This window comes from Kitasatospora sp. NPDC059722, from assembly GCF_042733235.1.
Lineage (GTDB): Bacteria > Actinomycetota > Actinomycetes > Streptomycetales > Streptomycetaceae > Kitasatospora.
The window spans coordinates 1-8466 of sequence record NZ_JBHWGD010000016.1 but is presented as its reverse complement, the minus strand read 5'-3'; the positions used below and the strand labels follow the sequence as shown (position 1 = coordinate 8466).

The window sequence follows — 8466 nt, the reverse complement described above, 5'->3', positions numbered from 1 at the left end:
GCCCCTCTGCTGCCCCCCCCCCCCGCAGTCCCCGCCTGTGGGCCCCCCCCCCCGCGGCCCCCCCGGGGGGGGGGCGCGCCGCCCCCCCCCCCCGGGGGGGGGGGGCCCCCCGGCGCGGTGGAGCTGGCCGAGCTGGCGGGGGAGCAGTGGATCGCCGGCTGCCCGCAGTGCCGCGGGCACCTGGTGGAGCTGTGCGCCGGTGCGGGGTTCGAGCCCCGGATCGACTTCGCGACGGACGACTACCCGGCGGTGGTCGGTCTGGTGGCGGCCGGGCTGGGGGTGGCGGTGCTGCCGCGGCTGGCGCTGGAGTCGGTGCGGCCTGACGGGGTGTCGACGGCGCCGGTGCGGACCGCCTCGGGGGCGCCGGCGGTGCGGCAGGTGGTCGCGCTGACCCTGCCGGACCTGGCCGAGGTGCCGGCCGTGGCGCTGATGCTGGAGCGGCTCGCGGGGGCCGCCGGGGCCCGCTGACGCAGGGTCACCGGCCGGGGGGCTTGGAGCGCCGCGAAGGAACGTTTCTTCACGGCGCGGCCTCGGCGTGGCGCTAACGCTGGGCGACCGTCGGCGCGACCAGTGGGACCTCCACCAGCCGGTGCCGCGAGCGCCCGAGCAGCTCCTCGCGCTCGTCCTCGGTCATCCCGCCCCAGACGCCGTACGGCTCGCGGACCGCCAGCGCGTGCGCCGCGCACTCGGCGATCACGGGGCAGCGCGTGCAGACCTCCTTGGCGCTGGCCTCGCGCGAGCTCCGCGCGGCCCCGCGTTCGCCTTCGGGGTGGAAGAAGAGCGAGCTGTCCACGCCACGGCAGGCTGCGGAGAGCTGCCAGTCCCAGAGGTCCGCGTTGGGACCGGGGAGGCGGGAGAAATCTGCCATGGCTCATTCCCTTCAGAGGCTCGTCGGCCGCGGGCCGGCCCCAGCGGAGCTCGCTGCGGGCGTGGCGGGGCGTCGATGCACTGGTGTGGACACCTGGAAATATGACTTAAGGCAACTCCATGGACAAGTCACCCACAGAGTGGCACAACAGTCAATGACCATACGAAAGCTATAAAAACGGGCGAAGTGGGCATGGACTTCCGCAGGCGCGGACGTGGCAATCGGGTGGTCCGAGGGGCGCACGGAGCCCCGCACCGGTGTGCGGGTCGCACGCCGACCGCGCGCGAGCTGCACAAAAGTGCGGCGTGTGCACCGCGATGCGGCTGATCGGTAATGGGTTGGCCACGTACAGTGGTGGAGATGGCCCCGAAGGCCGTAACTCATTCGAGTGACGGTCGTTGGAAGTGCGGAGGCGGTTAGCGGGCGCCGGACGTCGGGAACGATCGCGGGGAAGTTGAGGCGATCAGCACGGACTCTGTCGCCGATCGGCCGTGTCGGAGAGGTTCGTACCAGCCAGGAGGCTCAACGTGACGCGGATCAGCTGCGGAGGACGACGGTCATGACTTCCGTTCTCGTTTGCGACGATTCCCCGCTCGCCCGCGAGGCGCTTCGCCGCGCCGTCGCGACCGTACCCGGTGTGGACCGGGTCACCACCGCGACGAACGGGGAGGAGGTCCTCCGCCGCTGGGTGGCCGACCGCTCCGATCTCGTGCTGATGGACGTCCGGATGCCCGGCCTCGGCGGGGTCGAGACGGTCCGGCGGCTGCTGTCCGCCGACCCGGGCGCGCGCATCATCATGCTCACCGTCGCCGAGGACCTCGACGGCGTCGCCCTCGCGGTCGCCGCCGGCGCCCGCGGGTACCTGCACAAGGACGCCTCGCGCGCCGAGCTGCGGGCCACCGTCACCCAGGCCCTCGCCGACCCGACCTGGCGGCTCGCCCCGCGCCGGCTGCGCAGCCCCGACATGGGCGCGGCGCCGACGCTGACGGCGCGTGAGATCCAGGTGCTGGAGGGCATGAGCCACGGCCGCAGCAACGCCGAGATCGGCCGTGAGCTGTTCCTCTCCGAGGACACCGTCAAGACCCACGCCCGGCGCCTGTTCAAGAAGCTCGGGGCCTCGGACCGGGCCCACGCGGTGGCGCTGGGTTTCCGCTGGGGCCTGGTCCGCTGACCGCAGGCGGCGCCGCCGGCTGCGGCGCGCCGCCGGTGTTTCCGGGGACGGGTGCCGCACGGACGTGTGACGTTACGGTCCCGAGGTTGCACCATGGAGTGGTGGAGCACCTCGGGGACCAGCGGACAGGCACTGCGGCGAACCACGCAGCCGCAGGACACTCGGCGGACGGCGCGGCGGACGGGACCACCGACGGCGGCGGGGCGGGAGGCGGCACGGTGCAGGAGGGGCCGGTGGTGCCCGGCGGCACGCCGCGCGGTGCCGCACCGCATAACGTTCCGGTGCACAACTCCGGACGCGGTGCCGCGTTTTCCCGTTCGACCAGGCACCATGGACCGATGCGTGACGACGTCGCCGGTGCGGCCGGCCAGGCGGACCCGGTGGAGGCCGAGCCCTCCGGCCCGGGTGGCGATCCGTCGTACGCCGATTCCGGCCCGCCGGGTGGGGTGCCCGGCGGTGGCACCGGCCCCGGTCGTCCGCCCGTGCTCGGCGGCGGCGGGTCGCCGCTGGTGGGCGAGCTGGTCGCGGCCGCCGTCCGCGGCGAGGGCCCGGCCATCGACGCGCTGCTCGCGTACGTCCACCCGCTGGCGCTGCGGTACTGCCGCGGCCGGCTGGTCCGGCTGCCCGGCGGGGCCAGGCACCACGTGGACGACATCGCGCAGGAGGTGTGCGTCGCCGTGCTGTGCGCGCTGCCCCGGTACAAGGACCAGGGGCGGCCGTTCGAGGCCTTCGTCTACGGCATCGCCGCGCACAAGATCGCCGATCTGCAGCGGGCCGCGATGCGCGGGCCCGCCTCGACCGTGGTGCCGCAGGACGACCTGCCGGAGGTGCCGGACGAGGCGCTCGGTCCGGAGGAGCAGGCGCTGCTGAGCAGTGACGCGGCCTGGGCGAAGGAGCTGCTCTCCAACCTGCCGGCCCGTCAGCGCGAGCTGGTGCTGCTGCGGGTGGCCGCCGGGCTGTCCGCGGAGGAGACCGGCGAGGTGCTGGGGATGTCGGCGGGGGCCGTCCGGGTGGCGCAGCACCGTGCCCTGAGCCGGCTGCGGGCGCTCGCGGAGGAGTCCTCCTGACGCTGCCGCCGGGAGCGGTCGGAATGGCTCATGGGCGGAGGGTGTTGTCAAGGGCACACGAGGACCACAATCCCGGTGCCAGTACCATGGGGTATCGGCGCCTGGGCAGGTTGCCAAAGTTTCACGGGTGCGAACGGGGTTCCCCTGGAGGATCCTCCAAAGTCCACCCGGCTTTCGGCGGTCTGCGCGAGTGAGCGATGAACGCGTCCCCACCCTCAGGGCGTGTGCGGATCAAACGGCCGGCCACGGAAGGTACCCCCGAAATGTCTTACAACGCCGCAGGCGTACCCGAGAAGTTCGCCATGCTCGGGCTCACGTTCGATGACGTCCTGCTGCTGCCCGGGGCCTCCGAGGTGCTGCCGAACCAGGTCGACACCTCCTCGCGGGTCTCCCGGAACGTGCGCGTGAACCTCCCGATGCTCTCCGCCGCGATGGACAAGGTCACCGAGGCCCGGATGGCGATCGCGATGGCCCGCCAGGGCGGTGTCGGCGTCCTGCACCGGAACCTGTCGGTCGAGGACCAGGCCAACCAGGTCGACCTGGTGAAGCGCTCGGAGTCCGGCATGGTCACCGACCCGATCACGGTCGGCCCGCTGACCACCCTGGCCGAGGCCGACGCGCTGTGCGCCAAGTTCCGCATCTCCGGCGTGCCGGTCGCGGACGAGGCGGGCAAGCTGCTCGGCATCGTCACCAACCGCGACATGGCCTTCGAGTCGGACCGCAGCCGTCAGGTCCGCGAGATCATGACCCCGATGCCGCTGATCACCGGCAAGGTCGGCATCTCGGGCGAGGACGCGATGGCGCTGCTGCGCCGGCACAAGATCGAGAAGCTGCCGCTGGTCGACGACGAGGGCCGGATCAAGGGCCTGATCACCGTCAAGGACTTCGTCAAGGCCGAGAAGTACCCGAACGCCGCCAAGGACGCCGAGGGCCGTCTGCTGGTCGGTGCCGCCGTGGGTGCCAGCGCCGAGGCGTTCGACCGGGCCCAGGCCCTGGTCGCGGCCGGTGTGGACTTCCTGGTCGTGGACACCTCGCACGGCCACAGTCACAACGCGCTGGCGTGGATCGAGAAGATCAAGTCGGCCGTCAAGGTCGACGTGGTCGGCGGCAACGTCGCCACCCGCGACGGCGCCCAGGCGCTGATCGACGCCGGCGTGGACGGCGTCAAGGTCGGCGTCGGCCCGGGCTCGATCTGCACCACCCGGGTGGTCGCCGGCATCGGCGTCCCGCAGATCACCGCGATCTACGAGGCCGCCCAGGCCTGCCAGGCGGCCGGCGTGCCGGTCATCGGCGACGGCGGCCTGCAGTACTCCGGCGACATCGGCAAGGCGCTGGCCGCCGGTGCCGACACCGTCATGCTCGGCTCGCTGCTGGCCGGCTGCGAGGAGTCCCCGGGCGAGCTGCTGTTCATCAACGGCAAGCAGTACAAGTCCTACCGCGGCATGGGCTCGCTGGGCGCCATGCAGTCCCGCGGCCAGGCGAAGTCCTTCTCCAAGGACCGCTACTTCCAGGCCGACGTCAGCTCCGACGAGAAGCTCATCGCCGAGGGCATCGAGGGCCAGGTGCCCTACCGCGGCCCGCTGTCCGCGGTGCTGTTCCAGCTGGTCGGCGGTCTGCGCCAGACCATGGGGTACGTCGGGGCCGCCACCATCGCCGAGATGGAGAGCAAGGGCCGCTTCGTGCGGATCACCTCGGCGGGTCTCAAGGAGAGCCACCCGCACGACATCCAGATGACCGTCGAGGCGCCGAACTACTCGTCGCGCTGATCGTCCGCACTCCCCGAGGGGCCCGTCGCCGTCCGCAGCGGCGGGCCCCTCGCGCGTGTCCGCGGGCCGGGCCGTCGGGGCGTGCGCACGGTCCGTGCGGGATACTGGGGGCGGCCGGGGTGACCCGGCGGGCATGAGCAACACAGCAGAAGGGCTCGAAGTGACCGAGATCGAGATCGGGCGAGGCAAGCGCGGCCGCCGGGCGTACGCCTTCGACGACATCGCCGTCGTCCCCAGCCGCCGTACCCGGGACCCGAAGGAGGTCTCGATCGCCTGGCAGATCGACGCCTACCGCTTCGAGCTGCCGTTCCTGGCCGCCCCGATGGACAGCGTGGTCTCGCCGCAGCAGGCCATCGCCATCGGCCGCCTCGGCGGTCTGGGCGTGCTGAACCTGGAAGGCCTGTGGACCCGCTACGAGGACCCGCAGCCGCTGCTCGACGAGATCGCCTCGATCACCGACGAGGCCGTCGCCACCCGCCGCCTCCAGGAGATCTACGCCGCGCCGATCCGCGCCGAGCTGATCAAGCAGCGGATCCAGGAGGTCCGCGAGTCCGGCGTGGTCACCGCCGCCGCGCTCTCGCCGCAGCGCACCGCCGAGTTCTCCAAGGCCGTCGTGGACGCCGGCGTCGACGTCTTCGTCATCCGCGGCACCACCGTCTCGGCCGAGCACGTCTCCAGCGCCGCCGAGCCGCTGAACCTCAAGCAGTTCATCTACGAGCTGGACGTCCCGGTCATCGTCGGCGGCTGCGCCACGTACACCGCCGCCCTGCACCTCATGCGCACCGGCGCGGCCGGCGTGCTGGTCGGCTTCGGCGGCGGCGCCGCCCACACCACCCGCAACGTGCTCGGCATCCAGGTGCCGATGGCCACCGCCGTCGCGGACGTGGCCGCCGCCCGCCGCGACTACATGGACGAGTCCGGCGGCCGCTACGTGCACGTGATCGCGGACGGCGGCGTCGGCTACAGCGGCGACATCCCGAAGGCCGTCGCCTGCGGCGCCGACGCGGTCATGATCGGCGCCGCGCTGGCCCGCGCCACCGACGCGCCCGGCAAGGGCTTCCACTGGGGCATGGAGGCCGTCCACGAGGAGCTGCCGCGCGGCAAGCGGGTGGACCTCGGCACGGTCGGCACCACCGAGGAGATCCTCACCGGCCCGTCGCACACCCCGGACGGCACCATGAACCTGTTCGGCGCGCTGCGCCGGGCGATGGCCACCACCGGCTACACGGAGCTCAAGGAGTTCCAGCGGGTCGAGGTCACCGTCAACCCGGCGCTCGACCACCGCTGAGGCGAACGCTGACGAGGGCCCCCGCCGTGCGAACGGCGGGGGCCCTCGTCGTTCCGTCAGCCGCGGACGGCGGTGCGGCGGGTGAGTATGAAGCCGCCGACCAGGGCTATGCCGTAGAAGGCGAGGTCCAGCGGGCGCAGGTCGGCGCGCCACGCGGCCAGGACGTCGTGGACGAGCGCGCGCGGCGGGGTGCCGGGCAGGCCGCGCGAGTGGAGCACGCGGCCCTGGAGGAGCAACTGGCCGAGGAAGAGCGCGCCGGCCGCGAGCAGCGCGCCCAGCAGGGGCAGCACCCGGCTGCGGCCGCCGAGCCGGCCGAGCGGCCAGGAGACGGCGGCGGTGGGGGCGATGGCCAGCCAGCCGACGCTGTCCGCGGCCCGCAGCGGCGCGCAGCCGTAGGCGAGGGCGCCGAGGAGCATCGCGGCGACCGCGACGCTGACGGCGAGTCCGACCCGCCGGCGGGGGCGCCGGCGGCGGGTGACGGGGACGACGGGTTCGTATCCGGCCACCGGGACACCGGGCATGCCGGGCGCGACGTAGCCCTCCGGGGCGCCGACGGCGGGCGCCACCGTGTAGTGCTGGGCCGTTCGCGGTCGGCCCGACTGTTCGTCAGTGCCCCAGGCGGGTGCGGTCATGGGTGTCGGATCCCCCCGGAAAAGACGGTGAGCTGCCGCACCGTAACAGTGTTCGGGACGAATCTCGGCGAGTTTTCGATCACAGATCGGGCACGGAGAGCCGGGGTTGTTGCGGTCCGTCGCACCTCGTGCCGGGGGCCGGGTGGTCGAGGGCCCGGTGGACAGGGGATGATGGAGGCTTGGCGTTCGGGCCCAGACGCCGGGCCGACGCGCTGTCACCTCGACCGCCAGCAGCACATGGGGGAACGTTTCGAATGACCCAGGCGCAGGGTTCCACCGGCCGACTCCTGGCCGGACGCTACCGGCTGGACGGGGTGCTCGGGCGCGGCGGTATGGGCACCGTCTGGCGCGCCGAGGACGAGATGCTGGGCCGGATTGTCGCGGTGAAGGAACTGCGCATGAACGCCAGCGTCGAGGAGGAGGAGAAGCACCGGCTGATCGTCCGGACGCTGCGCGAGGCCAAGGCCACCGCGCGGATCCGGCACGGCTCGGCGGTCACCGTCTTCGACGTGGTCGAGGAGGACGACCGGCCGTGGATCGTCATGGAGCTGGTCGAGTCCCGCTCGCTGGCCGACGTCATCAAGGAGGACGGGCCGCTGGCGCCCGCCCGGGCCGCCGAGATCGCGCTCGACGTGCTGGGCGTGCTGAGCGCCGCGCACGCGCTGGGCATCCTGCACCGGGACGTGAAGCCTTCGAACGTGCTGATCGGCGAGGACGGCCGGGTGGTGCTCACCGACTTCGGCATCGCCAGCGTGGAGGGTGACGCCTCGGTCACCTCGACCGGCATGCTGGTCGGCGCGCCCTCGTACATATCCCCGGAGCGCGCGCGTGGGCAGAAGCCCGGGCCGCCGGCCGACCTGTGGTCGCTGGGCGGCACGCTGTACGCGATGGTGGAGGGCCGGCCGCCGTACGACCGCGGGTCGGCGCTGGCCACCCTGACGGCGGTGATGACCGAGGAACTCGCCACGCCGAAGAACGCCGGGGCGCTGCTGCCGGTGATCGAGGGGCTGCTGGAGAAGGGCCCGGCCGACCGGCTGGACGCCTCGCAGACCCGGTCGATGCTCAAGCGGGTCGTAGCCGAGGCCACCGCCAAGGCCGAGTCGACGACCGAGCACGCGATGCCGGTCAAGTCGGCCGCCGGATCGGCGGCTGCGGCTCCCGCCCCGGTGGCGAAGGCCGACCGGAAGGCCGCCGAGAAGACCGGCGAGAAGGCGGAGGAGCAGCCGCCGTCCCCCGACGGCACCGCGAAGCGGACGATCGGCGGGCTGCTCGGGACCGTGCGGGTCGGCAGCAAGGCGAAGGACCAGGAGCCGGCGGCCGTCCCGGCGGTGGTCCCGGCGGCGGAGCCGGCCCCGCCCGCGGCGCCGGAGACCGAGCCGATCCGGCCGGTGACCAGCGAGTGGACGCTGGGTGCGACGCAGGCGGCGGGCGCCGATCCGCGCAAGGGCCGGCGGCGGCTGGCCGTGGTGACGATCGTCCTGGTGCTGCTGCTGATCGCCGGGATCGTCGCGGTCGTGAAGGCCGTCGGCGGTTCGGAGGCCGGCACGGCGCACGGCGCGGGCGCGACCTCGCCGGTGGCGGCCACCACGGAGGCGACGCCGAGCGGGGCCGCGGCGCCCACCGCCGCCGCGCCGACCACGGCGGCGGCCGAGCCCGCGCCGGCCGGCACCGAGG

7 protein-coding genes and 1 pseudogene are annotated in these 8466 nt (G+C 73.6%); 6 read left to right on the top strand and 2 right to left on the bottom strand.

Annotated features, from left to right (window positions below; all coding sequences use genetic code 11):
* Positions 1-117: 117 nt before the first annotated feature.
* Positions 118-468: pseudogene (locus tag ACFV4F_RS12975) on the top strand (LysR substrate-binding domain-containing protein); the annotation flags it as partial.
* Between the two features lie 73 nt (positions 469-541).
* Here the strand turns inward: ACFV4F_RS12975 and ACFV4F_RS12970 are convergent.
* Entirely contained in the window at positions 542-868 is a 327-nt protein-coding gene (locus tag ACFV4F_RS12970; protein WP_380435961.1) for a WhiB family transcriptional regulator, read from the bottom strand.
* Between the two features lie 559 nt (positions 869-1427).
* On the opposite strand from ACFV4F_RS12970, the gene ACFV4F_RS12965 reads away from it, so the two are divergent.
* The 4 genes from ACFV4F_RS12965 to ACFV4F_RS12950 all read left to right on the top strand — a co-directional run bounded on the left by ACFV4F_RS12965 (position 1428) and on the right by ACFV4F_RS12950 (position 6160).
* Positions 1428-2039 (top strand): response regulator transcription factor, encoded by a 612-nt coding sequence (locus ACFV4F_RS12965; protein ID WP_014136228.1) that lies wholly within the window; start codon positions 1428-1430, stop codon positions 2037-2039.
* A gap of 338 nt (positions 2040-2377) precedes the next feature.
* The gene (shbA, locus tag ACFV4F_RS12960) at positions 2378-3106 is read left to right on the top strand and encodes an RNA polymerase sigma factor ShbA (RefSeq protein ID WP_380502147.1); all 729 of its coding nucleotides are present in this window, start codon (positions 2378-2380) and stop codon (positions 3104-3106) included.
* Between the two features lie 263 nt (positions 3107-3369).
* Positions 3370-4872 (top strand): IMP dehydrogenase, encoded by a 1503-nt coding sequence (gene guaB, locus ACFV4F_RS12955; protein WP_380435965.1) that lies wholly within the window; start codon positions 3370-3372, stop codon positions 4870-4872.
* 160 nt (positions 4873-5032) lie between these two features.
* The gene (locus ACFV4F_RS12950) at positions 5033-6160 is read left to right on the top strand and encodes a GuaB3 family IMP dehydrogenase-related protein (protein WP_363651523.1); all 1128 of its coding nucleotides are present in this window, start codon (positions 5033-5035) and stop codon (positions 6158-6160) included.
* A gap of 56 nt (positions 6161-6216) precedes the next feature.
* Here ACFV4F_RS12950 and ACFV4F_RS12945 read toward each other — a convergent pair whose 3' ends face one another.
* Positions 6217-6792 (bottom strand): hypothetical protein, encoded by a 576-nt coding sequence (locus ACFV4F_RS12945; protein WP_380435966.1) that lies wholly within the window; start codon positions 6790-6792, stop codon positions 6217-6219.
* Between the two features lie 254 nt (positions 6793-7046).
* On the opposite strand from ACFV4F_RS12945, the gene ACFV4F_RS12940 reads away from it, so the two are divergent.
* The coding region (locus ACFV4F_RS12940) for a serine/threonine-protein kinase (protein ID WP_380502145.1) at positions 7047-8466 on the top strand (1420 nt) is incomplete at its 3' end.

Excerpts from the sequence above, each read along its gene's own strand:
- shbA (WP_380502147.1), top strand. The coding sequence starts at position 2,378 with ATGCGTGACGACGTCGCCGGTGCGGCCGGCCAGGCGGACCCGGTGGAG.
- ACFV4F_RS12945 (WP_380435966.1), bottom strand. The coding sequence starts at position 6,792 with ATGACCGCACCCGCCTGGGGCACTGACGAACAGTCGGGCCGACCGCGA.
- ACFV4F_RS12965 (WP_014136228.1), top strand. The coding sequence starts at position 1,428 with ATGACTTCCGTTCTCGTTTGCGACGATTCCCCGCTCGCCCGCGAGGCG.
- ACFV4F_RS12970 (WP_380435961.1), bottom strand. The coding sequence starts at position 868 with ATGGCAGATTTCTCCCGCCTCCCCGGTCCCAACGCGGACCTCTGGGAC.
- guaB (WP_380435965.1), top strand. The coding sequence starts at position 3,370 with ATGTCTTACAACGCCGCAGGCGTACCCGAGAAGTTCGCCATGCTCGGG.